This window comes from Bacillus sp. FSL W7-1354 (genome assembly GCF_038002405.1).
Lineage (GTDB): Bacteria > Bacillota > Bacilli > Bacillales > Bacillaceae > Bacillus > Bacillus paralicheniformis.
Genome location: NZ_JBBOCL010000001.1, coordinates 3834603 through 3859573 on the forward strand (window position 1 = coordinate 3834603; position 24971 = coordinate 3859573).

22 protein-coding genes and 1 pseudogene are annotated in these 24971 nt (G+C 47.8%); 10 read left to right on the forward strand and 13 right to left on the reverse strand.

Going from position 1 to position 24971, the window contains the following annotated elements; genetic code table 11:
* Positions 1-16 precede the first annotated feature (16 nt).
* The 3 genes and pseudogenes from MKZ04_RS21835 to MKZ04_RS19405 all read right to left on the reverse strand — a co-directional run bounded on the left by MKZ04_RS21835 (position 17) and on the right by MKZ04_RS19405 (position 3232).
* Positions 17-970 carry a methyl-accepting chemotaxis protein gene (locus MKZ04_RS21835; RefSeq protein WP_376711839.1) on the reverse strand — a complete coding sequence of 318 codons (954 nt, stop codon included), beginning with the start codon at positions 968-970 and terminating at the stop codon, positions 17-19.
* Positions 968-1750 (reverse strand): annotated as a pseudogene (locus MKZ04_RS21840) (MCP four helix bundle domain-containing protein); the annotation flags it as partial. The pseudogene MKZ04_RS21840 and the gene MKZ04_RS21835, both read right to left, overlap by 3 nt.
* A 120-nt stretch (positions 1751-1870) precedes the next feature.
* Entirely contained in the window at positions 1871-3232 is a 1362-nt protein-coding gene (locus MKZ04_RS19405) for an aspartate kinase (protein ID WP_026580545.1), read from the reverse strand.
* 277 nt (positions 3233-3509) lie between these two features.
* Here MKZ04_RS19405 and MKZ04_RS19410 point away from each other — a divergent pair, with 277 nt between their 5' ends.
* Genes MKZ04_RS19410 through MKZ04_RS19425 form a run of 4 tightly spaced genes read left to right on the forward strand, consistent with a single transcriptional unit; the run spans position 3510 to position 7117 of the window.
* Positions 3510-4463 carry an ABC transporter permease gene (locus tag MKZ04_RS19410; RefSeq protein ID WP_026580546.1) on the forward strand — a complete coding sequence of 318 codons (954 nt, stop codon included), beginning with the start codon at positions 3510-3512 and terminating at the stop codon, positions 4461-4463.
* Positions 4453-5397 carry an iron chelate uptake ABC transporter family permease subunit gene (locus MKZ04_RS19415; protein ID WP_020450171.1) on the forward strand — a complete coding sequence of 315 codons (945 nt, stop codon included), beginning with the start codon at positions 4453-4455 and terminating at the stop codon, positions 5395-5397. The genes MKZ04_RS19410 and MKZ04_RS19415 overlap by 11 nt, the downstream gene beginning before the upstream one ends.
* A complete protein-coding gene (locus MKZ04_RS19420) occupies positions 5397-6155 on the forward strand; it encodes an iron ABC transporter ATP-binding protein (RefSeq protein ID WP_103750272.1) in 759 nt (252 codons plus the stop codon). The genes MKZ04_RS19415 and MKZ04_RS19420 overlap by 1 nt, the downstream gene beginning before the upstream one ends.
* A 14-nt stretch (positions 6156-6169) precedes the next feature.
* The gene (locus MKZ04_RS19425) at positions 6170-7117 is read left to right on the forward strand and encodes a siderophore ABC transporter substrate-binding protein (protein ID WP_145624602.1); all 948 of its coding nucleotides are present in this window, start codon (positions 6170-6172) and stop codon (positions 7115-7117) included.
* Positions 7118-7298: 181 nt separating this feature from the next.
* Here MKZ04_RS19425 and MKZ04_RS19430 read toward each other — a convergent pair whose 3' ends face one another.
* The 5 genes from MKZ04_RS19430 to MKZ04_RS19450 form a co-directional block, all read right to left on the reverse strand.
* A complete protein-coding gene (locus tag MKZ04_RS19430) occupies positions 7299-8720 on the reverse strand; it encodes an MDR family MFS transporter (protein WP_026580547.1) in 1422 nt (473 codons plus the stop codon).
* Positions 8721-8731: 11 nt separating this feature from the next.
* Positions 8732-9619, reverse strand: coding sequence for a TetR/AcrR family transcriptional regulator (locus MKZ04_RS19435; protein ID WP_020450175.1), 888 nt, complete (start codon positions 9617-9619; stop codon positions 8732-8734).
* 94 nt (positions 9620-9713) lie between these two features.
* Positions 9714-10556 (reverse strand): isocitrate lyase/PEP mutase family protein, encoded by an 843-nt coding sequence (locus MKZ04_RS19440; protein WP_341046771.1) that lies wholly within the window; start codon positions 10554-10556, stop codon positions 9714-9716.
* 110 nt (positions 10557-10666) lie between these two features.
* Positions 10667-11404: an NADPH-dependent oxidoreductase gene (locus tag MKZ04_RS19445; RefSeq protein WP_039073207.1), complete on the reverse strand. Its 738-nt coding sequence runs from the start codon at positions 11402-11404 to the stop codon at positions 10667-10669.
* An 18-nt stretch (positions 11405-11422) separates the two neighbouring features.
* A complete protein-coding gene (locus MKZ04_RS19450; protein ID WP_020450178.1) occupies positions 11423-11710 on the reverse strand; it encodes a putative quinol monooxygenase in 288 nt (95 codons plus the stop codon).
* Between the two features lie 177 nt (positions 11711-11887).
* Here MKZ04_RS19450 and MKZ04_RS19455 point away from each other — a divergent pair, with 177 nt between their 5' ends.
* On the forward strand, positions 11888-12184 hold the full coding sequence (locus MKZ04_RS19455) for an ArsR/SmtB family transcription factor (protein WP_020450179.1): 297 nt from the start codon (positions 11888-11890) through the stop codon (positions 12182-12184).
* A gap of 64 nt (positions 12185-12248) precedes the next feature.
* Here MKZ04_RS19455 and gabR read toward each other — a convergent pair whose 3' ends face one another.
* A complete protein-coding gene (gabR, locus tag MKZ04_RS19460) occupies positions 12249-13679 on the reverse strand; it encodes a MocR-like transcriptional regulator GabR (RefSeq protein ID WP_283931563.1) in 1431 nt (476 codons plus the stop codon).
* A 103-nt stretch (positions 13680-13782) separates the two neighbouring features.
* On the opposite strand from gabR, the gene gabT reads away from it, so the two are divergent.
* From gabT to gabD, 3 genes are read left to right on the forward strand one after another with little or no spacing between them, the layout of a single operon-like run.
* Complete coding sequence (gene gabT / locus MKZ04_RS19465; RefSeq protein WP_283931564.1) at positions 13783-15096, forward strand: 4-aminobutyrate--2-oxoglutarate transaminase; 1314 nt, start codon at positions 13783-13785, stop codon at positions 15094-15096.
* 33 nt (positions 15097-15129) lie between these two features.
* Complete coding sequence (locus tag MKZ04_RS19470; RefSeq protein ID WP_283931565.1) at positions 15130-16521, forward strand: APC family permease; 1392 nt, start codon at positions 15130-15132, stop codon at positions 16519-16521.
* Complete coding sequence (gene gabD, locus MKZ04_RS19475; RefSeq protein WP_249727090.1) at positions 16496-17890, forward strand: succinate-semialdehyde dehydrogenase; 1395 nt, start codon at positions 16496-16498, stop codon at positions 17888-17890. Before MKZ04_RS19470 ends, gabD begins: the two co-directional genes overlap by 26 nt.
* A 44-nt stretch (positions 17891-17934) precedes the next feature.
* Here the strand turns inward: gabD and MKZ04_RS19480 are convergent, their stop codons facing one another.
* A complete protein-coding gene (locus tag MKZ04_RS19480; protein WP_026580556.1) occupies positions 17935-18819 on the reverse strand; it encodes a DMT family transporter in 885 nt (294 codons plus the stop codon).
* A 162-nt stretch (positions 18820-18981) separates the two neighbouring features.
* Between MKZ04_RS19480 and MKZ04_RS19485 the strand changes: the two genes are divergently transcribed.
* Complete coding sequence (locus MKZ04_RS19485) at positions 18982-19266, forward strand: hypothetical protein (RefSeq protein ID WP_341046781.1); 285 nt, start codon at positions 18982-18984, stop codon at positions 19264-19266.
* A 254-nt stretch (positions 19267-19520) separates the two neighbouring features.
* Here the strand turns inward: MKZ04_RS19485 and MKZ04_RS19490 are convergent, their stop codons facing one another.
* The 3 genes from MKZ04_RS19490 to MKZ04_RS19500 are packed head-to-tail and all read right to left on the reverse strand — an operon-like array spanning position 19521 to position 22406.
* The gene (locus MKZ04_RS19490; RefSeq protein ID WP_341046784.1) at positions 19521-20165 is read right to left on the reverse strand and encodes a YcnI family copper-binding membrane protein; all 645 of its coding nucleotides are present in this window, start codon (positions 20163-20165) and stop codon (positions 19521-19523) included.
* A gap of 2 nt (positions 20166-20167) precedes the next feature.
* Complete coding sequence (locus tag MKZ04_RS19495) at positions 20168-21814, reverse strand: copper resistance protein CopC (RefSeq protein ID WP_035400577.1); 1647 nt, start codon at positions 21812-21814, stop codon at positions 20168-20170.
* A 19-nt stretch (positions 21815-21833) separates the two neighbouring features.
* A complete protein-coding gene (locus tag MKZ04_RS19500; protein ID WP_023857925.1) occupies positions 21834-22406 on the reverse strand; it encodes a DeoR family transcriptional regulator in 573 nt (190 codons plus the stop codon).
* 260 nt (positions 22407-22666) lie between these two features.
* On the opposite strand from MKZ04_RS19500, the gene nirB reads away from it, so the two are divergent.
* Complete coding sequence (nirB, locus tag MKZ04_RS19505) at positions 22667-24970, forward strand: nitrite reductase large subunit NirB (protein ID WP_341046787.1); 2304 nt, start codon at positions 22667-22669, stop codon at positions 24968-24970.
* The last annotated feature ends 1 nt before the right edge of the window (position 24971 follow it).

The following is a 24971-nucleotide window of genomic DNA, read 5'->3' on the forward strand; positions in this document are numbered from 1 at the left end:
CGTCTGGCGGGTTTTGTTAATCTTTAATTTTGAATTTCTGGATCAGGTGCTGCAGCTCTTCGGCGTTTTGCGCGAGGATCTGTGATGCGGCGGCAATTTCTTCCATTGAGGCAAGCTGCTCCTGAGTTGCCGCACTAACCGTTTGCGTGCCTCCCGCTGCTGTTTCGGCTACTTCTTTGACGCCGGAAATGGCGGTTTCGATTTCGCTTGCGCCGGCTGTCAGGTTTTTCACCAAGTTTGTCACGTCATTGATCTGTGTGACGACCTCCGTAATCGAGTTTTCGATTTTTTGGAAAGCGCCTCCCGCTTCATGAACGACGACAAGTCCTTCTTTGACTTCGCCGGTTGCCGAAATGACCGAGTTCATCGTCTGCTTCGTATCGTTTTGAATGATCGTAATCAATCTTGTAATCTGTTCTGCTGAGCGGCCCGATTGCTCGGCTAATTTCCTGACTTCATCCGCGACGACGGCAAAGCCTTTTCCTTGTTCTCCCGCCCGGGCCGCTTCAATGGCCGCGTTTAAAGCAAGCAGGTTCGTTTGTTCAGCGATGCTCGTAATCACTTCGGTAATATTTCCGATCTCATTGGAACGCTCTGTTAAATGTTTAAATGCTTCTGAGAGCGAAACGACCGTTTCATTAATAGACTTCATTTGAGTGCTCACTTTATCAATGGCTTTCGTGCCTTCAAGCGACATCTTCGCCGTCTGGTCAGCGGTGGCGGCCGCTTTTTCGGCATTTGAAGAAATTCTTCCGGCAAACTCGGTCATTCCCATAATAACGGTTCTGCTGTTTTCAACGCTTTCCACCTGCTGATCGGAGCCTACTGCAAGCTCCTGGATCGTTGTTGAGATGTATTCGCTCGCCTTTGTGCTTTCATCCGCACTGGCGCTCAGCTCTTGTGATGAAGAAGCAACTTGGTGCGACGTTTCGCCGACCGTTTCAATGATCGAACGGACGCCTGCTACCATTTTGTTAAATGATGATGTCAGCAATCCCAATTCATCTTTCGATTGATATGTTCCTTTGACAGTAAAATCGCCTTGCTCGGTTTCTGCGAACAGCGCCTGAATGTCTTTGATCGGCTTTGTGATCAGCCTTGTCATTAAGAGGCCGATCGAGATGGATAAAACAAGCGCTGCAGCAATGACAATGATGAGAAGCGTGATGATTGAACCGGCTTCTTTAGAATCCTGCTGATAGATTGTTTTGGCGTTATCAGCATTTAAGGTTTGAATGTCTTCAATGAGCTGGTTGACCGTTTCTCTTTGAGGCTCCATCTCTTTTAGATAGACGTCATATGCTTTATCATTTTCGTTCTTCACCGCCAAGCTGAGCATCTCGCTGCTGATATCTTGCAATTTCTTGTATTCGGTTTTGAAATTCTCGTATTTTTTAGAGACGTTATCCATTAATTTCAGCTGATCGATTTTTTCCATTAAGGTGCTGTTTTCTTCGTTTTTTTCCTTAATGTGTTTTTGCAATGTTTCATTTCGATCGTTGTCTTTCGTCACCATCAGCTCGAATTTGTACGTATCAATATCAAGGTTGTTCGCTTTTAATTTTGCAAACAACTGGTTGGGAACCAATTGATCTTGATAGATGATCTCTGAACCTTTGGAAAGCTTGTTCAGCCCGCCTACCCCCTGAATGCCGACAATCGACAAAGCCAGCGCTGAAATGATAATGATGACAAATAGTTTGCTTCTGATTTTTATATTTTTCAACAGATTCATAAGGTGTTCTCCCATCAGTTTATTTACTTTACATATCGGCTTTCAAAACGGTTTTGTGAATGAATTTAAGGCAGGCAATTTTAGGGAAGGGTATATTTTCTGACAGCAAAAAAACCCCATAAAAAAGGGGTTTTTTTAAACGAGAACTTTTGCGAAAAATTCCTGGTATAACGCGCGGACTGCTTGTTTTTCCTGAGCTTCCTTAACGCCGAACATCATGCTGACTTCCGAGGAGCCCTGGTTGATCATTTCGATGTTGACACGCGCATCGGACAATGCTTTTGACGCTCTTGCCGTCGTTCCGACGTTATGGCGCATGGCTTCGCCGACGACCATAATCAGGGCAATATTGTGTTCAATCGTCACTTCATCGGCATCCAGTTCTTCCTTAATCCGTTTGATTATCCGTTTTTCTGCTGCTTGATCCATTTGATCCTGCCTTAAAATGATCGTAATATCATCAATGCCGGATGGAATGTGTTCATACGTCAGTCCGTCATCTTCAAGGATTTGCAGAACGCGGCGTCCGAAGCCGATTTCGCGGTTCATTAAATATTTGCTGATGTAAATGCTGCAAAATCCGCTGTCGCTGGCGATCCCGACGACAGGTCCGTTCGTATTGTCGCGTGTGGTGACAACTCTTGTCCCCTCCGCGTCCGGATTGTTTGTATTTTTGATCTGAACCGGTATGCGCGCCCGGAAAGCAGGGATCAATGCTTCATCATGAAAGACGGAAAAGCCTGCATACGACAACTCCCTCATTTCCCGGTATGTCAGCTCGCGGATTTCTTTCGGGTTGGATACGATCGCCGGGTTGACAGAATAAACGGCGTCAACGTCAGTGAAGTTTTCATACAACTCGGCTTTCAATCCATTCGCTAAAATGGAACCCGTAATGTCAGAGCCGCTCCGCGAAAACGTCATGACTTCGCCTTCCCGGCTGAAACCGAAGAAGCCGGGAAAGATGATGATGCCCTTTTGCTGTCTCAGCTGAAACAGATTGTCATACGACTCGGGCAGGACTTGTGCGTTGCCTGGCTCGCTCGTCACAAACAGCCCGGCGTCTTTTGGACTGACATAGTGCGCTTCAACTCCCTGGTGCCTGAAGTAAGCCGCTACCAATTTGGCATTGTTATCTTCGCCGCTTGCTTTGACCGCATCGATAAACCGTTCCGGATTTGTTTTATCACCTTCGAGCAGCTGAAGCAGGTCGGCCCGGATCCGGTCGATCACGACATCGTCAAGTCCGAGCTCAAGCGCGATATCGGCATATCGTCCGACAATCGCCTCAACCAGATCGGGCGCTTTTTTTGATGATAAGTACTGTTCGGCGCATTCGATTAAAAGGTCCGTTACTTTCGTATCCTCGGGGTGCCGTTTTCCGGGTGCTGATACAACGACGGCCTTCCTTTCCGGATCAGAAGTGACAATTTGAAATACTTTCTCTAGCTGAGCCCCTGAAGCGAGCGAGCTGCCCCCAAATTTAACGACTTTCATTTGTTACATCTCCCAAAGTTTAAATTTTCGAAATAAATTTAATCTTAATTATTGCGCTTTTTACAAGAAGAATCAAGGTTTTTCTTTCAGTAATGAACAAATGTATTTTTGAGGAGGACTAAAGATGGGGAAATCGCATGGTTTCAACCTTTGTATCTATTAATCTTATTGACTATGTCAGAAAAAATGGTAAGATATATGAAGACTCTTATTGATAATGATAATCATTAACGTCGGCGGAGGGGTTTGCTTTGTTGTGCAAGGAGGCTACTGCAGCATGAAATTACGATACTTATTGCTAATGCTCATCATTCTTTCAATCAGCTCGATTTTCATCGGCGTTAAGGAGCTTTCGCCTCTTGATCTTTTCCGCTTTAACGAGGACGAAATTCAAACGCTTTACATAAGTAGAATTCCGCGCTTGATTAGCATCGTGCTTGCGGGAATGAGCTTGAGCATTTGCGGGCTGATCATGCAGCAGCTAACGCGCAATAAATTTGTTTCACCGACCACCGCTGGAACGATGGATTGGGCGAGGCTCGGTGTGATCATTGCGATCGTGCTTTTTTCGTCTGCAGGAATTGTGGTTAAAATACTGTTTGCCTTTGTTTTTGCACTGTTTGGCAGTTTTTTGTTCGTCAAAATTTTGGACAGAATCAAGTTCAAAGATGCGATCTTCATCCCTCTCGTCGGTATGATGCTCGGAAGTGTTGTCAGCGCCATCTCCACTTTCATGGCTTATCAGTACAATATCATTCAAAACGTCAATGCATGGTTTGAAGGGAATTTTTCGCTGGTCATGAAGGGGAGGTATGAGCTCTTATTTCTGAGTATACCGCTCGTTATCATTGCCTATCTGTTCGCCAATAAATTTACGTTGGCCGGGATGGGGGAGTCTTTTTCCATCAATCTTGGATTGAATTATAAGCGGGTGGTCAATATCGGATTGATCATCGTATCTATTATTTCGTCCGTCGTCATCCTGACGGTCGGCACGCTTCCCTTTTTGGGATTGATCATCCCGAACATCGTGTCCATCTACAGGGGAGATCATTTGAAAAACAGCCTGCCTCATACGGCGGTTCTCGGAGCCGTTTTCGTCTTGTTTTGCGATATAGCGGGACGTCTCGTCATTTACCCGTACGAAATTTCGGTTGGTTTGATGGTCGGCATCATCGGGAGCGGCGTTTTTCTTTACTTGCTTTTAAGGAGAAAAGCCTATGCGTCATAAACAGAAAATGCTTATACTCATCGTGATAGCGGCAGCCTGCATCGGCTTGTTTCTGTTCTACGGATTGCCGTCTGTATGGGAATATGCGCTTCCGCGGAGGTTTGCCAAAGTTTTTGCGATCATCGTTGTCGGTACAGCCATTGCGTATTCGTCGATGATTTTCCAAACGATCACAAACAACAGAATTTTGACGCCGAGCATTCTCGGACTCGATTCTCTCTATGTTCTGCTGCAAACCGGGATTATTTACTTTTTCGGTGCAGCCAAACTTGCCGATCTTGGTAAAAACGGCAATTTTTTATTGTCAACCGGTTTGATGGTCTGTTTTTCATTTGTGTTGTTTTTCCTGATGTTTCGCCGCGGGGGAAGGCACATCTTCTTGCTGCTGTTAGTTGGAATCGTATGCGGCACATTGTTCAGAAGCCTGTCATCCTTTATGCAAATGCTGATCGATCCGAACGAGTTTCAAGTTGTTCAAAACAAGATGTTTGCCAGCTTCAACAATTTGAACACGGACATTTTAATGCTTGCTTCGCTCATCATTCTGGCGATTCTCGTTTACGCTTGGCGGTATAATCCGTACTTTGATGTCATTTCGCTCGGCAGGGATCAAGCCGTCAACCTCGGAATCGATTACGACCGGACGGTGAAGAAAATGCTGATCGTCGTCGCCGTTCTCGTCTCCGTATCTACTGCACTTGTAGGGCCGATCACATTTTTGGGGCTGCTCGTCGTCAATGTGGCGCGGGAAGTATTTAAAACGTATAAGCACAGCGTCCTGATTCCCGGAGCGGTTTTGTTCAGCATCATTGCGCTTGTCGGGGGCCAGTTCATTGTTGAAAAGCTGTTTGGTTTAACGGTGACGCTTGTTGTGATCATTGATTTTATCGGCGGGATTTATTTTATTTACCTGTTGCTGAAGGAGCGTAAATGATGATAGAAGTACGAGATATCATGAAACAATTCGGAGAGCAGACCGTTGTTCATCCCACGACTTTAACGATAAAAAAAGGAATGATCACGTCCTTCATCGGACCGAACGGAGCGGGGAAAAGCACGCTTTTGTCCATCATCAGCAGGCTGATCGGCATGGACGCCGGAAAAGTGCTGATTGACGGCAAGGAAATTAGCGCTTACAAAAGCAATGATTTAGCCAAAAAAATCAGCATTTTAAAGCAGTCCAACCAGATCAACATCAGGCTGACTGTCAGGGAGCTCGTCAGTTTCGGCAGATTTCCTTATTCACAGGGAAGGCTCTCGAAAGAGGACTGGGCATATGTCGACGAAGCGATTGATTATATGAAGCTGAGAGACATTGAGCATAAACACCTCGATCAGTTGAGCGGCGGCCAGTGCCAGCGTGCTTTTATCGCAATGGTCATCGCTCAGGATACCGACTATATATTGCTTGATGAACCATTAAATAACCTCGATATGAAACATTCAGTAGAGATAATGAAGCTCTTGAAAGACCTTGTCGAAAATCGCGGTAAAACGATCGTCATTGTCATTCATGACATTAATTTTGCCTCGGTTTATTCAGACAGAATCGCAGCCCTGAAAAACGGGCGGATTGTAAAAGAGGGGCCGGCGGAAGACATTATCCAAACGCCGGTGCTGAAAGACATCTATGATATGGACATTCCGATCCAACAAATCGGAGACCAAAAAATCTGTGTATATTTTAAATGATGAGGTGACTTGAATTGAAAAAACTATCTTTATTGATTATGGCATTGATAACCGTTCTTGTCGTATCCGCCTGCGGAAACAAAGCTGCTGATACAGATGCAAAATCTTCCTCTAAAAAAGAAACCGTCACAATTAAACATAACAGCGGTACAACAGATGTACCGAAAAACCCGAAAAAAGTCGTTGTCTTCAACTTCGGAATGCTTGACACGCTTGACGAGCTTGGCTTGAGCGATCGCGTTGTCGGCCTTCCGAAACAAACCCTCCCGTCTTACTTGAAAAAATACAAAGACAGTAAATACGAAAGCGTCGGCGGACTAAAAGAGCCTGATTTTGAAAAAATTGCAGAGCTTGACCCCGATTTGATCATCATCGAAGGCAGACAGTCTGAGCAGTATGACGAGTTTAAAAGGATCGCACCGACAATCGACATCGAGCTTGACCAGAAGAACTACATGAACAGTTTTAAAGAAAATACCGAAAATATTGGAAAAATCTTCGGTAAAGAAGATGCTGTCAAAGAAGCTCTTGCGAAAATCGATGATAAAGTAGAGAAAGCCAACAAGCTTGCGAAAGAAAAAGGCGGCAAAGGATTGGTCGTCTTAACAAGCGATAAACAAATCAGCGCATATGGAAGCGGCTCAAGATTCGGTTTGATCCATGATGTGCTCGGCGTTGAACCTGTCGACAAAAACATCGAGGCTTCCCTTCACGGTCAAAGCGTCTCTTCCGAGTATATTTCTGAAAAGAACCCTGATTACCTGTTTGTCATCGACCGAAGCGCTGCCATCGGCGAAAAAGGAACAGCAAAAGAAGTCATTGAAAATGAAATTGTAAAATCAACAAAAGCTTATAAAAAGAGCCATATCACATATCTTGATCCAGGTTACTGGTACCTGTCAGGCGGAGGTATTGAGTCCGTATCTGAAATGGTGACAGAAGTTGAAAATGGATTAAAATAAAAGAGCGAGGCTGCCGGTGTATCCGGCAGCCTTTTTGTCTGTTCAGGAGAAGAATTCGAATGATATTCATTTCATATGAAAGGAGACGCAGAGCAGGTCTTCATGCTTCTTACGCTGCAAGGGATCAAATATATCAAACCATAAAAAAACACGCCAGTTTGATTGAACTGGCGAGTCAGGATCAGCGCGCCGGCTGGCCTTGTTTGTCGGCCTGCGGCTTCTTTTTCAATGTGAACGAAAGGATAAATCCGATCAGCGCCAAGACAGCGGCCACGATAAAGGCGGAATTCATGCCGTGAATGAGCGCATTTAACGGGTTAGATGCGGCAGCGTTTTTGGCTGAATTGCTCATGACGGAAATCAAAACGGCCGTGCCGATTGAACCGCCGATCTGGCGCATCGTATTGTTCATCGCTGTTCCGTGCGGGATGAGATGCATCGGAAGTGCATTGATGCCAGCGGTTGTGAGAGGCATCATAATCATGGAAGTGCCCATCATCCGCAGCGTATAAATGACGATAATAAATGTCAGCGAAGTATCCATTTGCAGATCCGCAAACGGGATCGACGTCAGCAGCAAGATGGCAAAACCGATAATCGCAAGACCTTTTCCACCGATCTTGTCAAAAATCCGGCCGATGATCGGCGACATGATGCCCATTGCTATCGCGCCCGGCAGAAGCATCAGACCGGAATCGAAAGCTGTCACGTCTCTGACGTTTTGCGTATACAGCGGCAAAATGGTTTCAGTACCGATCATTAATGCAAAAACGATCATACCGAGGAGCGTTGTTATCGTAAAAGTCCACGATTGGAAAACGCGAAACTCGAGTATCGGCCTTTTGATTCTTAATTGTCTAGAGATAAAGAAGAACAGAGCGACCGCACCGACTGCAAAGGAAATTAAAACGGTATTGCTTCCCCAGCCTTCTGATCCGGCGTTGCTGAAGCCGTACAATAAACCGCCGAAACCCAGGCTGGACAGGATAATAGATAAGATGTCCACTGATGTTTCTCTCAATTTCGTAACGTTTTTCATCAGTAAGATGACAAGCACAAGATCAATCAGGGCAATTGGCAGAATAATATAAAATAAGTATCTCCATGTAAAGCTGTCGACGATCCAGCCTGACAATGTCGGTCCGATGGCCGGTGCAAATGCGATGACCAAACCGACCATACCCATTGCAGCCCCGCGTTTTTCAACCGGGAAAATCGTTAAAAAGATCGTCTGCATGAGCGGCATCATAATTCCCGCACCCGCGGCCTGGATGATTCGCGCCGCAAGGAGAACCGGGAAATTAGGCGCAACTGCGCCGACGACCGTTCCCGCCACAAAGATGCTCATCGCGGCGATGACGAGCGCGCGGCTCGAAAATTTTTCGATTAAAAAGGCGGTAATCGGAATGAGAATCCCGTTTGTCAGCATGAACGCCGTTGTCAGCCATTGAGCTTTTGTAGCGTCTATGTTTAAGTCTGCCATAATATGCGGCAGTGCCGTAACCAGAAGCGTTTGGTTCAAGATCGCGATAAACGCCCCTGCAATGAGCAAACCTACGATGATATTTCTGTTGTATGTCTGTTGTTCAGTTCCTGTGTTCATATCAATCCCTCTTATTCTTTGATACTAATTGTTTGTATTTGTGAAACATCGCATTGGAGCGCCTCGATTTTTCCAAGGTAATCAAGGAGAGCCTTAATTAAATACGTGCGGGGCTCATTGGCGAAAAGCTCCTCGCTCAGCAAATCTGCGGCAGACAGCAATTCTGTCACGGAAACGTCGTCTTGTGGCAGCGAGGAAATCTTGTTTTTCAGTTTTTGCAAAAGGTCTTCAAGCAATTCCTCTTTTTTGGGCGGTGCCCAGCATGATGAGAAATTCGTATAGGAGGCAATAATGTCTTCATTTAATGAACTTTTCTGATCTTCGTTCAGCTTTTTCTCTATGAAGAGATCCAGAACCGACATAATGAATGGCGGAATCGTTTTAACGTCGGGCTGTGCTTTTCCAGTGCCGACTAAAAACAGGAATTCTCTCATCAAACCGTGGAAAATGATGACGATATCCCATATAAACGGTTCCACCTCTTCGCCGTACGCTTGAATGATAGAGTCTTTATGCCAGCTGATGATCAGCGATTTTGTTTCTTTCAGATGCTTTTTAAATACCGCGGTATCCGGAGACGATCCCTCATTGGAGAGGAAATTGATAAATTGGCGGTTTTCCCTGAATTCCGTAATCTCCAAAGCGATTTTTTTAGCGAGTCTTTCTTTTGGCGTCAGCGAGGTTTCCGTATTGATGATGGCGCTTTTGTTCAGCATTTCATGCTTTCTGAACTTGATCAATGCCAGCAGAAGATCTTCTTTAGATTGAAACAGTTTATAAATAGATGCTTTTGACATTTTGCATTCTTCAGCGATCGCTTGCATTGCAACGTTATGATAGCCTTTTTGGGCAAACAGCTTTTTGGCAGCCCTTAAGACTGCTGCTCTTTTTTCGTTCATTCCGGCTCCTTCTTTCGCAATGATAAAACTCATGGGTTACGAAAAAACCCATGAGTTTTCATAAATGAAATATTAACAGACCGAACTGTTTAGGTCAACGATTTTGTTTTGGGTTACGATGAAGGCTGATCCAATCGGCAGCTTCACCGTATGAAAGGACTCCGTCCGTCATATGACTGAAGGAGCCGCGGGTGATGATGTCTTCACCGATCTTTTTCACCAGCGACAGGGCGGCTCTGAACGGGGCGGATCCGCAGCTGATTCTTTCGATCCCCAGTTCGGAAAAAGTCTGTAAAGAGGGAGTGTGTGAGCCGGCCAGTACGTTGAGTGGTCCGGGTATACCTTTTCTCAGCCCGGCAATGGTGCCTGTATCATTGGCTCCGGGGATAAATATGCAGTCCGCACCTGCTTGTCTGTACCGATTTGCCCGCCGGACGGCTGTTTGAAGCCGGGAACCGGGAGCGTCTGCATTGAGCCAGTATACATCTGTGCGGGCATTGATCAAAACAGGAAGGTTCAGTTTTTTGACAGCCGCAATTTTTTCTTCCATTAATGTTGCATCACAAAGCGGCCGGCAGGGGTCTTTCGTTCCGTCTTCAATATTCATACCGACAACGCCGGCCGCTGCGGCTTTTTTTGCGTTTTCAGCAACTGCTTCCGGTGATTGGCCGTAACCCGCTTCAAGATCTGCGCTGACGGGAATATCGACGGCATCCGTGATGGTTTTCAGGACGGAAAGCAATGTTTCAAAAGGGAGATGTTCGCCGTCGGGATAGCCGAGGGACATGGCAATTCCGGCGCTGGTTGTGCCGACTGCTTTAAAACCGCAGTTTTGAAACGCTTTGGCGCTGGCCGCATCCCAGGCATTCGGCAGAACGAACGGGCCTGACTGATGATGGAGGTCTAGAAATGCTTTATATTTTGCAAATGGTTTCATGTGTTCCACTCCTTTTTTACATAGTGTAAAGGTAAAGACCTTCGATGCTCATCGAAATGTGGAATGGAACGCATGAAAAAAGGCTATCGATCACCGATAGCCTAAAGTATCTATTCGAGTTTAAATCCTTGTTTCTCAAGCATCTCACGGATGTGAGGATAATACACTTTATTGTAATAAGCGGATATGCCCTGAGACCAGTTTCTTGTTTCCTGTCCGTTTGTCCGTTTTGTCATGTATTCGGATATTTCTTCATCGTACGCGTCGATCAGCGGTTTTAAGTCAGGTTGATAGGTTTCGCTGTGCCTTACCGCTTGTTCAGGAAGTCGCGGCTTTTTCGCGGAGCGGTCCGCCGGATGGCCGACGACAAGCCCTGCGACAGGGAAGACGTATTCGGGAATATTGAGCAGCTCGATCAGCTCTTCTGCACGGCCGCGGACAGCGCCGATCGGCACAGTGCCAAGCCCCATCGATTCAGCGGCCGCTGTGGCCGTACCGAGAGCGATGCCTGCGTCGACAGCTCCGACAAGCACGGATTCCATTCCGTCTGTGATCGCAAGCGTTTCGCCGTTTTTCTCAAGGGCGATTTTCGCACGGTTGAAGTCCGCGCAGAACAAAAGGAAAACGGGGGCCTGCTCGATCCAGACCTGTCCGCCGGCCAATTCGGCGATTTTCTTTTTCCGTTCTTCATCTTGAACCGTAATCACGGTGACCTGCTGGCCGTTGATTGAAGTCGGTGCGGCTTGAACGGCTTGAATGATCTTGTCCAGCTGTTCAGGGTTCACGGACTCATCTGTATAGCTGCGAATCGATCTATGGTCTGTCAATGATTTCAATACTTCATTCATTTAAACGTCATCCTTTCTTTAATCCGGTGTGTGCGTTTTAACCACATTCAGCGGTTCTGATAAAAGGTCGCCCGCGGCTTGAACGAAAGCTTGAAAGTGCTCTGTCTGATTATGGGCGTCAATTGCGTTTTGATCTTTCCATTGCTCAAGCATGACAAATGTATTGGCATGTTCGGTATCTTCAAACAGCTGGTATTGGGCATTGCCGGCTTCAGCTCTTGAATGTTTAAGCAGCGGTTGTACGCTTTCGAGAAAGGCGTTGCGTTTTTCTGGTTTTACTTTCATATAGGCTTGCAATACGATCATCGGTTCAAACCTCCGTCATGTCATTTAGAATTCCTTTGCGTGTACGTTGTATACACATTGAATTGATTGTTCGAAAATCATCGAACAATTGCATCGTAACATGTCTTTGCTTTGGCGGCAACCTATTTGCCTTCTTGACGAATTGTCTTGAAGTTAGGATTATGATACATTTAACCCATGAAAACAAATGAAATGAAGTTAATATCTGTTCTCCATGCCTTGAGTGATCCATACAGGCTTGAGATTGTCAAAGCCCTGGCTGACACAGCCGAGAAAACGTGCGGTACATGCACAAATCTCAATATCGCAAAGTCTACGCTGTCCCACCATTTCAAGGTGCTGAGAGAAGCGGGGCTACTCAAAGTCCGCATTGAAGGGAAGCATCATTATTACTCCCTCTGCAAACGGGAATTGGAGGAGCAGTTTCCGGGACTGATTGAGGCGGTTCTCCAGGTAGAAAAGGAACGGTGGTAAACGGGCAGACGTTGGCTTTCTAAAGCCAAGTTGATACCGGCAGGAGCGAACCTGCCGGTATTTTTTAAAACTTCTCATCACCGCATACCGCTTCATAAAGCTTGGCAGTCCCTTTGTCGATCTGATCGGCAGCGATTTTAGCAAATCCAAGCACGAGCGATACTGTTCCTTCATGTTTTGTCTGCTCTTTCTTTAACGTAAACCGGTTCATGCCGTAAACCTCGACCCGTCTATCCTTTGCTCTTGATAAAACCTCTTCTTCACTTCTATCTGTTTCAAAATCGGCCACAAAGTGAAGGCCTGCGCTTTCGCCTTTAATTTTCACCCGGCCGTTAAAGGTTTTGACAAGGCTTCCGATCAGCCTTGTCCGCTTTTCTTCGTAAATCTGGTTCATTTTCTTGATGTGCTTTTGGTATTCCCCCGATTCGATCAATTCCTGCAAGGCGAGCTGTGTTAAAACGCTGCTCGATTGAATCGAGAAATGGTGCCTTTTTCTGTATCGCTTCAGCAGCTTTTGCGGCAGTACCATATAGCTGATTCTCAGACCCGGAAGAAGCGATTTTGAAAACGTGCCGATATAGATGACTTTCTCAGAGCGGTCAAGGCTTTGCAGGGCGGGGATCGTATCGCTCCCATATTTGAATTCGCTGTCATAATCGTCTTCCACAATATAGCGGTTTTCCCCGTCGGAAACCCAATTTAAAAGCTGAATCCTTCTCGATACCGGCATAATGATTCCTGTTGGAAACTGGTGTGAAGGCGTGACAAATAAAACATCCGGATTCAGACGGTGAATCTCGCTGATCCGCATTCCTTTATGATCGAGCTGAATCGTGGCCACTTCTTTCCCTTCATTTTTCAGCAGTCGATAAATGCGGCTGTATCCCGGCTCCTCCATCGCATAGACGGCTGAGGCGGGGAGAAGATCCTGAAGCGTATGAATTAAGGACTGCGTGCCTGCGCTGATCACGATTTGTTCGGGGTGACACTTGACGCCTCTCGTTAAAGCGATAAACCGTGCGATCGTTTGGCGCACTTCGTAGACACCTTGCGGATGCGTCATTTCTCCAAGTTCGTTTACATGAGAAGAAACCGCTTTCTGTTCACAGCGAAGCCATGTTTTAAATGGAAAATGCGCCGTATCGACGCTCATATGGGAAAACGATATCCAGCCGTCTTTGCGTGCCGGCTTTTCAACCAGTTCTTTTTCCAATTGAAAAGGGCCGGGATGGCGGCTGGCATGGAACGTTTCGATCTGCTCTACAAAAAAGCCTTTTCTTTCACGTGAATAAAGATAACCTTCTGCCAGAAGCTGCTGGTAGGCAGCGTTGACCGAATTAATGCTGACGTTCAATGCTTCGGCGAGCTCGCGCTTGGAAGGGAGTTTTTTTCCCGGCAAAAGATTGCGGCTGAAAATTTCTTCTTTAATCCGTTGATAGATTTGGTGATAAATATAATCCGCATCCTTGGAGCGGTCAATCGGTATCGTAATCATAGCGCCTTCCCCCTGGTACCATTGAAAATTAATGATTGGTACTTTTCATCATACCAAAAAATATTCAGAATTATAAGAAATAAGAGTGGGGGAGAGATTTTTTATGAGTCTGAACACAAAAGCATTCACAACGGAAGATTGGCAGGCCAAACGGGATCAATTTGTGGCAAGGGGTGTCTCCAACGGAAACCGTCATCTGGCCGCTAAAGGGGAAGGGGCCGTTTTATACGATATTGACGGGCGCCGTTTTATCGATTTTGCCGGGGCGATCGGTACATTAAATGTCGGGCATTCACATCCGAAAGTTGTAGAAGCTGTCAAGCAACAGGCCGAACAGCTCATTCATCCGGGTTTTAACGTCATGATGTATCAGGCCTATATCGAATTGGCGGAAAAACTTTGCCGGCTTGCACCGGGCGCACACGAGAAAAAAGCGATTTTCCTGAACTCGGGGGCGGAAGCCGTAGAAAACGCCGTGAAAATATCCAGAAAATATACGAAGCGTCAAGCAGTCGTTTCTTTTACCCGCGGATTCCACGGGCGCACAAACATGACGATGAGCATGACGAGCAAGGTAAAACCATACAAATTCGGATTCGGCCCTTTTGCACCTGAAGTATATCAGGCGCCGTTTCCTTACTACTATAGAAAACCTGAAGGGATGACTGATGAAAGCTACGATGACATGGTTATTCAGGCATTTGACGATTTCTTCGTCTCGTCTGTTGCTCCGGAGACGGTCGCTTGCGTTGTCATGGAGCCGGTGCAGGGAGAAGGAGGATTTATTATTCCTTCCAAACGGTTTGTGCAGCATGTCGCAGCCTTCTGTCAAAAACACGGCATCGTTTTTGTCGCCGATGAGATCCAAACAGGCTTTTCCAGAACAGGCAAATATTTTGCGATTGAGCATTTTGATGTCGTTCCTGATCTTGTGACGGTGTCAAAATCGCTGGCTGCCGGTGTTCCGCTCAGCGGTGTCATCGGCCGGGCGGAAATGCTTGATGCGGCGGATCCGGGGGAACTCGGGGGCACATACGCCGGAAGTCCGCTTGGATGCGTAGCCGCTTTGGCAGTGCTCGATATTATCGAATCGGAACAGCTCAACAAGCGCTCTGAAGAAATCGGCAAAGCCATTGAAGCGCGGGCGCATGAATGGAAGGTGAAATATCCGCAGATTGGTGAAGTTCGCAGACTTGGCGCGATGGCGGCGGTTGAAATTGTCCGGGACGAAAAGACGCGGGAGCCGGACAAAGCCGCTGCGGCCAAGATTGCCAAGTACGCCAATGAACACGGCCTGCTCTTGTTGACGGCAGGTATCAATGGCAACATTATCCGTTTTCTGTCTCCGCTTGTTATTACTGATGAATTGCTTGAGGAAGGGTTCGGCATCATCGAAGAAGCGCTGAAACAGCTCTAGTTTGACATCTTCTAAAGGAAGGGGCGGATATAGATGGGTAAACAGCAAATGAAAAAAACGATGTCGCAGACGGATGTGCTATTTTTAGCAATCGGGGCTATGCTCGGCTGGGGCTGGGTCGTCCTTTCCGGCGACTGGATTTCGACAGCCGGTTTTTTGGGCAGCACCATCGCATTTATCATCGGCGGCATACTGGTCATCTTAATCGGGTTAACATACGCGGAGCTGTCTTCTGCCATCCCTGAAACGGGGGGCGGCTTGATTTTCGTCTACAGGGCGTTTGGCCGGAAAACGGCTTTTGTCGCCGCTTGGGGTGTGCTTTTCGGCTATGTTTCGGTGATTACATTTGAAGCTGTCGCATTGCCGACCGTCATCGATTACGTCCTGCCTGTCGAACATCAGGGGCTTCTCTGGTCGCTTAGCGGCTGGGACGTGTATGTCACTTGGGTGTTGATCGGTTCAGGGGGTGCGGTCGTCCTGACCGCGCTCAATTACTTCGGCGTCAAGCCGGCCGCGATTTTTCAGTCGGTTTTTACAATCGCGATTATCGCCACGGGCTTTCTCCTTTTGGGAGGCGCTTTGGTAAACGGTAATGTTGAACATATGCAGCCTCTTTTTAAAGACGGATTCTCTGGGATGATGTCCGTCCTCGTCATGATTCCGTTTCTGTTTGTCGGATTTGACGTCATCCCTCAGGTTGCAGCTGAAATTAATGCCCCGAAAAAAATCATCGGCAAAATTTTGATTATTTCGATCGTCAGTGCGGTCGTGTTTTATTTGCTGATTGTTTTCGGCGTGACGATGGGTCTGTCAGAAAGCGAGCTTGCAACGACTTCTTTGGCGACCGCAGATGCCATGGTCAATCTGCTCGGGAACCAGCTGTTCGGCACGGTGCTTGTCCTCGGCGGAGTCGCCGGCATCATTACAAGCTGGAACGCATTTATCATCGGCGCGAGCCGCATTCTGTTTGCCATGTCTGAAAAAGGCATGGTGCCGAAATGGTTCGGTTTCATCCATCCGAAGTATAAAACGCCGACGAACGCGATTTTGTTTCTGGGAGCGCTGGCATTTTTTGCACCGCTGCTCGGGCGCCCTGCCCTTGTTTGGATCGTCAATGCAGGGGGAACAGGTATTATAGTCGGATATTTGATCGTGTCGATTGCATTCATGAAGCTGAGAAAGACAGAGCCGGATTTAAACAGACCGTATAAAATCAATAAGTGGAAAACGACGGGTATATCTGCTATCCTCTTAAGTGTTATCTTTCTTGCCTTTTATTTGCCAGGCATGCCGGCCGCGCTCACATGGCCGTATGAGTGGCTGATCTTGGCAGGATGGACATTGATCGGTTTTCTTTTATACAACAGCAGTTCAAAACGTAAAGGGGAGGAGATTCAACATGACCAGCATGCTAGAAGTATATAATCCTGCGACTGGAGAAAAAATCAAATCGGTTCCCCAGCAATCTGCAAAGGAAGTCGAAGAGGCTGTCGTCCGCTCGCATGAAGCATTTCAAAAATGGTCGAAAACATCGGCTTCAGAACGAGCGGGCTTGCTGAAAAAATGGTTTGATTTGATTGTGGAGCAGAAGGACGAGCTGGCAAAATTAATTACGCTTGAAAACGGCAAGCCGTACGCTGAAGCACAGGGAGAAGTCATATATAGCGCAGGCTATATCGAATGGTATGCGGAGGAAGCGAAACGCATCTACGGAAGAACGGTTCCCGCATCTGTGACGAACAAGCGCATCATCGTCACGCGCCAAGGGGTCGGTCCTGTTGCGGCGATTACCCCGTGGAACTTTCCGGCGGCGATGATCACGAGAAAAGCGGCGCCAGCCTTGGCGGCGGGCTGTACTTTTATCATCAAGCCGGCGCCTGACACGCCTTTAACGGCGCTTGAGCTCGTTCGCCTCGGCCACGAAGCGGGCATTCCGAAAGACGTCCTTCAGTGTGTGATCGGCGACGGAAAAGAGATCGGTTCTATTTTTACAAGCCATCCGCTGATCCGCAAAATTACGTTCACCGGATCTACGCCTGTCGGCAAACAATTAATGAAAAACAGCGCCGAGACGGTGAAACATGTGTCAATGGAGCTCGGCGGCCATGCCCCGCTGATCATTGATGAAGATGCCAACATCGACCTCGCCGTTAAACAGACGATGCTGTCGAAATACAGGAATGCAGGACAAACGTGCGTCTGTGCAAACCGTCTGATCGTTCACGAATCGGTTAAGGATGAATTTGCAGAAAAACTCCGCGCGGAAGTCGCCAAGCTGAAAGTCGGGAACGGGCTTGAAGAGGGTGTATCAATCGGTCCGATCATCAATAAAAACGGCTTCCAAAAAATCGTTGATCAAATCAATGACGCGGTGGATAAAGGGGCGAAAGTTCTCATCGGCGCCGAATATGAAAGCGATGATGAGAAATCATGCTACTTTGTCCACCCGACAGTGCTGACGGATGTTGATCCTTCAATGACGATCATGCATGAGGAAACATTCGGTCCCGTTGCGCCGATTACGACTTTTAAAACGCTGGACGAAGCAGTCAAGCTCGCCAATGATACGCCTTACGGTTTAGCGGCATACTTCTTTACGGAAAATTACCGCCGCGGCATCTATTTATCCGAAAATCTTGATTACGGCATTCTCGGCTGGAATGATGGCGGACCGTCAACCGTTCAGGCGCCTTTCGGCGGCATGAAGGAAAGCGGCATCGGACGCGAAGGCGGACAGGAAGGCATCGAGCCGTATTTGGAAACAAAATATTTGTCTATCGGTTTGGATGAATAACAAGACAACATGAAAACCCGCCCGCATATCCACGGGCGGTTTTTTTACGCTTTCACTTGTTCAGCGTTCATTTTATTCTTTTTGGGCTGATAGGAAATATAAAAAATGCCCAGCAGAAGCAATGCGATTCCGGCCCAGGAAACAAGAGGCAGCGATTCCTTGACAAGCACGGTTCCTAAAAGCGACGCTGTGAGCGGTTCAGCCAGCGACAGGGTCACCGCTGTTGAGGCGGGCACTTTTGCCAATCCTGTCGTAAATAACAGGTACGCGGCACCGGTTGCAATGACGCCGATATAGAGGCTGACAGCCGATCCCTGAACCGATAAGATCCAGCTCAAATCGTACAGAAACAACAACGGGGCAAGCAATACAGCGCTTAAAAAGAACACGGTGCCTGTGACAGCCTCCGGCTTCTGCTGTTGCAGGAGCTTTTTGCTTGTCAGCGTATAGACGGCAAAGGAAAGACCGGCGCCGAGTGCGAGCAATATGCCGAGAAAGCTCCCTCCCGATGAGGCGGAAGGGATGAATAACAAGGATACGCCTGCTATCGCTGCAGCCGTTGCGATCCACCATTTCGCTTGGGGCACTTTTTTGAACACGAGCCATTCGAGGCAGCCGGCGATAATCGGAGCGCTGCCGATGGCGACGACCGTTCCGACGGCGATTCCTGAGAGACTGACAGCTGAAAAAAAGAAAGGCTGATAAAATGCCATGCTCAATGCTGCGATAATCAGCGTTTTAACGGGCCAGCCGCTGCGTTTTAATTGACCGCGCAAAGCCGCGAACAAGAGCAGGGTGATGCCGCCGACCGCCATTCTGACAGCGCCGAACACAAGAGGCGCCGCTTCTTCAGGCGCGAACGCCTGGGTTGTTCCCGTCGTTCCCCATAAAATGGCCGCAAGCAAGACAAACAGAATCGATACTTTCATACTCCGATCTCTCCCTACTCAATCATTCAGAACTTTTTCTATTGTAAGATAAGTTTGTCAATTTTTGAATCGCCGTATTGGAAATTTTCCTGCAAAGAGGATATTTTCAATGCTGGCCGAATTCATATAATGCCCTAAAACAATTAAAGTCGGAGGAAGCGGATGAAAAAACGAACAGTTTTATTATTTTTGGCGATCTTGGTTGCGGGTTGTGCGAGCGCCCAAGAAAATGATGAACAAACCAAATGGGTGAACAGCGAACAGGAAGCGATTGAGGACGGTATTCGTTACGAGAACATCACAAAAGACGATATTATAGACAAAATCGATTTAAACGGCGAACAAGTCGTCGTTTTTCGATTCGGCGATTCGGAGGGAGAGGGAATTTGCCTCGCTCACATCAAACGGGAAAACGGCAAATATCAATGGTACCGCGACTTAAATTAGGCAATTGTAAAATCGGATCACCCGAAAACGGAGAGTGCGGAAGCTTCTTCACCGTTCACAACGCCTAAGGGAAGCAAGTACACGTTATATACAGGGGATGCCGCTCGCCTGAATGGAACATTTGAGACTGATGACGGGCTTCATTTAGAGGCGGTGGTCGATCAAAAAACGGGCATGTATTATCAGATCGTGCGGGATTCGAACTGAAATGGGCACAAAAAGGCTGTCGGGATATTCCCGACAGCTTTTCATTTTTACGATTTCTTTTTGCGCACTGTCAAGAGCAACGCAGCACCCCCAAGAAGCACGGCGAGGATCGACAGGATGAGGGAAGCGGTTTGAATCCCTTGTCCGGCTTGACCGTCTTCGTTTTCTGCGGCTGTGTTTTGTTTCGTTGAAGCGCCGTGTGCGTTAACCGTTTCGTGCCCGAGCTTTGCAGCATCGACAATGCTTGTGATCGCATGCGGGGTATCGGCGTTTTCATCGCCGGTCCACTCGACAATCGTGCCGTCTTTATAATATTGGTAAGCGTTCCAGGCGGCCTTTTGTTCTTTGTCAGGGTTTTTGGCGGTGAAAGTAAACTGTTGGAATTCACCAGGCTGAATGCCGCCGTTTTCGGCTTCCCACGTCACCCTTGTCACTTTCTCGTTTTTACCGGTTTCAGTGCTTGTTTTCCAGCCTGGCACCGGTTCATACTGCTGAAATTCAACACCGTCCGGCATGCTGAGAACGACCTTGGTTGTGGCGTTGTCTTTTTCAACCGGTACTTTGACGGTGTATGTTTCCCATGAGCCTGCTGCTGATTCTGCCGGTTTTACCGTGACATGTGCGCTGACAGGCACGGAGAAAAGCAAAAATGATGCTAGGATTGCACCCAGCCATAATGTTTTTTTAAACATAATCAAAACTCCTTTTTATTAATTTTTGCATTGAAAACCGTTCTGATCTCCTCAAATGACGCCGTTAACCCGTGAACGCGGATTTTCCAGATGCCGTCTTCGCTTAAATTTAAATTCTTCGTTTGAAAAACGCCGTCTTTATTTTTGCTGAGGCTGAACGTGCTCTCTTTGTCATCCCCGAAAAGCCCGGTTTTCTCAACGGTTAATTCGATTTTTTGAATATCTTTGACGACGTCTCCTTTTCTGTTTCTGACTGTGACTTCAAACGCATTTGAGCCCGGCATGTTCGGGCTGATTCGGAGCGACAGCGTGTTTCCTTCCGTCAATTGCTTCGTCTCACTGAAAGGCTGCGGCAGCGGCGCGGGCGGACTTGGAATATTGGTGAAAACCGCCGTGGTCACCAGAATGAGAAGTCCGACCGCCCATTCAGCCTTCAGCGAACGGGCGCCCTGCTGTTTCGGCGCTTTTCTAAAACGGAAATAGTGTAATGCCCCGAGTCCGATCATGAGAAGAACGAGGGCCGCTTTTACAAGGAGCGCTTTTCCGTAAGCCGTCCCTAGCAGGTTATCCAGTGTGTGAACAATGAAGAAGCTGTTGAAAAGGCCCGAGAATATAAGAAGCCCTGCAGAAGCGAGCGCCCATGGCGAGAAGCGCCGAATGGTTTCCCATATTAAACTTTTGTCAGGCTTCAGCCAGTCTTTTCCGAAAAACAGCACAAACATCGCGAGTCCGCCCGTCCAAATGGAAGCGGTATTCAGATGGATGAAGTTCATCACGATTGTCATATAGCCGGCGCTCGTCGAAGCGGCATGGCCGTCGAGCGATTTGACGAACAAAAGCCCGGCAAAAAGGAACAGGCTCAAGATCGCGCTCTTCAGACCTTTTCTGTTCGAACAAAAAACAAGCAAGGCGATGATGGCGATGTTGATCAGCCACAGCATTCCGCCCGTCGTATTCAGAAGCGTTTCTTGCAAAAGCGAAGGCTGGAAAGCCCCGATCCAGGAAACGCCCGCGTTTACTTTGGTTTGCAGGGGCAGCTGAATGATGATGGCGGCCCCTGTCAATAAGAGCGCCGCATTCTTGATCCGCTTCAGACGGCGCCGTTTGCCACCCGGCCAGCCGTTTTCAGGGCGGTACCATACGAGCTGAAAGAGAGCGGCCCCCATGAACAGGGAGAAACCGGTATACAAAAGGACGCGTTCCATGACGGTATCGGCTGCCGGCAGGCCTGATGCTTGTTTTTGCTGATCTTTCGGCAGCCCGCCTTGAATGTTTCCGATGCTGAAAGGGATCGTGCCTGATACGGGATGCCCGTCTGCGGATACAGCTCTCCATTCGGCCGAGTAGATATCATCCTTCAATTTCGGTTTCAGCATGACGGTCATGATTTTGGCGTTTTGCGGATCGATTTCCGTTTTGCCGGAATCAACGCGCTCACCCGACGAATTTCTGACCGTTATCGAATGAAACCCGTTCTGAATCGCTTCATTGAATTCGATCTTGATTTCTGCAGGCGCTTTTTTCAGCTCCTGATTTTCAGCGGGAGTTGATTTTACGATATATGCGTGAGCAAAAGCGGCTTTTGGCAGCAGAATGATACAAAGAACAGCGAGAACTGTCCAGAGTGTTGCTCTTTTCATCACATTCATCCAATCTTTTAACAAAATTTCACGTCTTCAGGCTGCAGCAGCTGTTCTTCATCGTTTTCTGGACGAGAATCGCGGCATCGTCAAACGATAACAGCTGCCCGCCAAAGCCTTTTTTGAATTTCCGTGCATCCGCTTCAGAAGCGAAAGGGATCGCCTGCGGCTCGCAGCAGTTCAAATGAAGATTCGTATCCAGCAAAAAGACGGCGGCTTTGGCGCTGATCGTCGTATCTAGCAAAAAATCCCTGCAGATTATCTGTGAGACGTCATCTTTCACTTTCTCATAGCGGAGCATTGCGCAATGGGCACAGCAAAATTGTTCAATTTGACTGTCGTTTTTTACAATTTGCACGGAAAGCCTCGAGCCTGCCCCTTTTCCGCACACGACGCAAAGCTGCCCAAGCTGCTGCTTCGGCTTGTTTAGCGTGATTCCGCCTGCCGTCTTGATGACCTGTCCGTTTTCAACAAGCGGTTTAATGTCGCGGTAAACGGTCATTTCAGAGACGTTCAGCCTTTTCGAAATTTCTGAAATGCGCAGAGATTCTTCTTCTTTGACCCACGCCAATATCTGCTGTCTTCTTTTAATCGGTAGCATTCTCCTCCTCCATTCCTTATGTTCTTTACTTATAAGCCTAGTAGATTGCAGGAAAAGAAACAAGCAGAACGTGATAAAAAATGTGATAAAATGTTGAACTTTAACATCGGCGGCCAAAGCCGTTAAATTGTCATCAATGAGTACTGGTCAAACCGTCCTGTTTCTAAAATTTTTTGTCAGGAAATGTAACAGGTTTGAACGCTTTAGCGATGCAATGTGAAATAATAATCCAGAGCAAAGCTGCAGAGGGAGGGGAGAAAATGGGGAAACAAAGGCTGGTTTTAATAGGAAACGGCATGGCCGGAGTTCGCACGGCCGAAGAAATTTTACAACACGGCGGGAACCGGTTTGAGATCGTCATCATCGGCAGCGAACCACACCTCAGCTATAATCGGATTCTGCTGTCTTCGGTCCTGCAGGGGGAAAAGGATTGGAACGATGTGATGACAAAAAGCCTGAGCTGGTATGAAGAAAACGGGATTACCCTTTATACAGGGGAAACGGCTGTCGCAATCCATACGGTTAAACAGACGGTGGCAACAGATCAAAACCGTGAAATCGCTTATGACAAACTGATCATTGCGACGGGCTCTTCCCCGTTTATCCTCCCGGTTCATGGTGCAGACAAAGAAGGGGTATATGGTTTTAGAACAATAGACGATTGCCGGGCATTGATAAAGGCATCAAAGCGGTTTGAAAAAGCGGCCGTTATCGGCGGGGGGATTTTGGGACTTGAGGCGGCGCGAGGATTGGCAAACCTCGGAATGAAGGTTGATGTGATTCACCACTCTTCCTGCGTCATGCAGAATCAGCTCGATCCGCCGGCATCTGCCATGCTCCAGAAAGAGCTGGAGCGTCAAGGGATCCATTTTCTTTTGGAGAAAGATACAGAGGCGATTTTAGGGACTTCCCGCGCCGAGGGTGTGCGGTTTAAAGACGGGACGAAGATCAGCGCCGATCTCATCGTCATGGCTGCCGGTGTCAGACCGAATATCGAACTGGCCAAGGCAAGCGGTATTGCAACAAACCGGGCGATCATCGTCAGCGACTATATGGAGACAAATGTGCCAAATGTCTACGCCGTCGGTGAATGCGCGGAGCATAACGGAACGGTCTATGGTCTAGTCAAGCCATTGTTTGAACAGGGGAAAGTGCTGGCCAGACATATTTGCGGGCTCGAATGTGCCGGTTATCAGGGCTCCGTCCAGTCCGCAGCGCTAAAAATTTCCGGCATCGACGTCTTTTCCGCAGGGAAAATCACAGAGGACGACTCGACAACGGCGATTAAACTTTTAGATGAAGCGTCAGGAATCTATAAAAAAGCCGTCTTTCAAGGGGATAAAATGGCCGGCGTGATTTTATACGGAGACACGAGCGGCAGCCAACGGCTGTTGGAAAGCATCATCAAACAAAGAGATATTACCGTTGTCAAAAAAGAGCTGTTTCAATCTGAAGAAGACAGTGCAGTCGTTTCTATGGCGCTTAGTGAAACGATCTGCCAATGCAACGCGGTTTCAAAAGGCGCGATCATGGAAGCCATACAGACGCACGGTTTAAAGACGGCCGAGGAGGTCAAAGGCTGTACAAATGCTTCCGGATCATGCGGCGGCTGCAGGCCGTTAGTCGAAGAACTGCTGCTCCATACCGCTGAACAGGATGATTATGTATCTGCGGCGGAACAGCCGATGTGCGCCTGCACTTCATTCACGGAAGATGAAGTCGTGAACGAAATACAGATAAGAAATCTTTCTTCCGTTCACGAAGTCATCTCGGCGCTCGGCTGGAAAAACAGCAGCGGCTGCCGGATTTGCCTGCCCGCGATTCACTACTATTTAAAAATGATCCGTCCGGACATCATCTATGAGGAGCGCGACAAGGAGACGGATATAATGATTCCGCAAATGTACGGAGGCCGAACGAATGCCGAAGAGCTGAAGCGCATTGCAGAAGTGATTGAAAAGTATCAAATACAAGAGGTGTACATGACACACCATCAGAGATTAAAGCTTGCTGGTATCAAGCCGGAGCATATAGAGCGCGTGAAAGAAGAACTCGGCATGCCGCATTGCCCGCCGCCTCAGCATGGGATTGCCGCGGTTAAAACGTGCACATGCGGTTCACGAGGCGAACCACAGATACAAACATTGGCGGCAGACTTGGAAAAAGCAGCAGAATCCCTCCTCATTCCGGCCAAGGTCTCGATCGGGGTGTCGGGCTGTTTGGATGATTGCGTGTACGCTTCAGTTCATGACATCGGACTTCTCAAAGTAAACGGGGGCTGGGAGATTTATGCGGGCGGCCAAGGAGGCCAGCATGCTTCTCCGGGAGAGCTGCTTTCAGTAGCCGACTCGGCGGAGGAAGCGGGGGAATTCATGAAAGGCCTTCTTCAATATTACCGTGAAACAGCAAATTATCTCGAGAAGGTCGGGCATTGGATTGAACGCGCCGGCATCATTCATATCCGGGAAGTTTTATTTGACAACGGACTTCGCGGCCAGCTGATCGAACGGCTTGAAAAAGAGAAGCGGCTGGCTCAGCAAGAAACGATAAAAGGGCTGATGTGAA

Excerpts from the sequence above, each read along its gene's own strand:
- MKZ04_RS21835 (WP_376711839.1), bottom strand. The coding sequence starts at position 970 with ATGGTAGCAGGCGTCCGTTCGATCATTGAAACGGTCGGCGAAACGTCG.
- nirB (WP_341046787.1), top strand. The coding sequence starts at position 22,667 with ATGGGGAAACAAAGGCTGGTTTTAATAGGAAACGGCATGGCCGGAGTT.
- MKZ04_RS19430 (WP_026580547.1), bottom strand. The coding sequence starts at position 8,720 with ATGAACACAGGAACTGAACAACAGACATACAACAGAAATATCATCGTA.
- gabT (WP_283931564.1), top strand. The coding sequence starts at position 13,783 with ATGAGTCTGAACACAAAAGCATTCACAACGGAAGATTGGCAGGCCAAA.
- MKZ04_RS19420 (WP_103750272.1), top strand. The coding sequence starts at position 5,397 with ATGATAGAAGTACGAGATATCATGAAACAATTCGGAGAGCAGACCGTT.
- MKZ04_RS19445 (WP_039073207.1), bottom strand. The coding sequence starts at position 11,404 with ATGAATGAAGTATTGAAATCATTGACAGACCATAGATCGATTCGCAGC.
- gabD (WP_249727090.1), top strand. The coding sequence starts at position 16,496 with ATGACCAGCATGCTAGAAGTATATAATCCTGCGACTGGAGAAAAAATC.
- MKZ04_RS19435 (WP_020450175.1), bottom strand. The coding sequence starts at position 9,619 with ATGAACGAAAAAAGAGCAGCAGTCTTAAGGGCTGCCAAAAAGCTGTTT.
- MKZ04_RS19415 (WP_020450171.1), top strand. The coding sequence starts at position 4,453 with ATGCGTCATAAACAGAAAATGCTTATACTCATCGTGATAGCGGCAGCC.
- gabR (WP_283931563.1), bottom strand. The coding sequence starts at position 13,679 with ATGATTACGATACCGATTGACCGCTCCAAGGATGCGGATTATATTTAT.
- MKZ04_RS19495 (WP_035400577.1), bottom strand. The coding sequence starts at position 21,814 with ATGAATGTGATGAAAAGAGCAACACTCTGGACAGTTCTCGCTGTTCTT.
- MKZ04_RS19455 (WP_020450179.1), top strand. The coding sequence starts at position 11,888 with ATGAAAACAAATGAAATGAAGTTAATATCTGTTCTCCATGCCTTGAGT.
- MKZ04_RS19405 (WP_026580545.1), bottom strand. The coding sequence starts at position 3,232 with ATGAAAGTCGTTAAATTTGGGGGCAGCTCGCTCGCTTCAGGGGCTCAG.
- MKZ04_RS19450 (WP_020450178.1), bottom strand. The coding sequence starts at position 11,710 with ATGATCGTATTGCAAGCCTATATGAAAGTAAAACCAGAAAAACGCAAC.
- MKZ04_RS19440 (WP_341046771.1), bottom strand. The coding sequence starts at position 10,556 with ATGAAACCATTTGCAAAATATAAAGCATTTCTAGACCTCCATCATCAG.
- MKZ04_RS19410 (WP_026580546.1), top strand. The coding sequence starts at position 3,510 with ATGAAATTACGATACTTATTGCTAATGCTCATCATTCTTTCAATCAGC.
- MKZ04_RS19480 (WP_026580556.1), bottom strand. The coding sequence starts at position 18,819 with ATGAAAGTATCGATTCTGTTTGTCTTGCTTGCGGCCATTTTATGGGGA.
- MKZ04_RS19490 (WP_341046784.1), bottom strand. The coding sequence starts at position 20,165 with ATGTTTAAAAAAACATTATGGCTGGGTGCAATCCTAGCATCATTTTTG.
- MKZ04_RS19470 (WP_283931565.1), top strand. The coding sequence starts at position 15,130 with ATGGGTAAACAGCAAATGAAAAAAACGATGTCGCAGACGGATGTGCTA.
- MKZ04_RS19500 (WP_023857925.1), bottom strand. The coding sequence starts at position 22,406 with ATGCTACCGATTAAAAGAAGACAGCAGATATTGGCGTGGGTCAAAGAA.
- MKZ04_RS19485 (WP_341046781.1), top strand. The coding sequence starts at position 18,982 with ATGAAAAAACGAACAGTTTTATTATTTTTGGCGATCTTGGTTGCGGGT.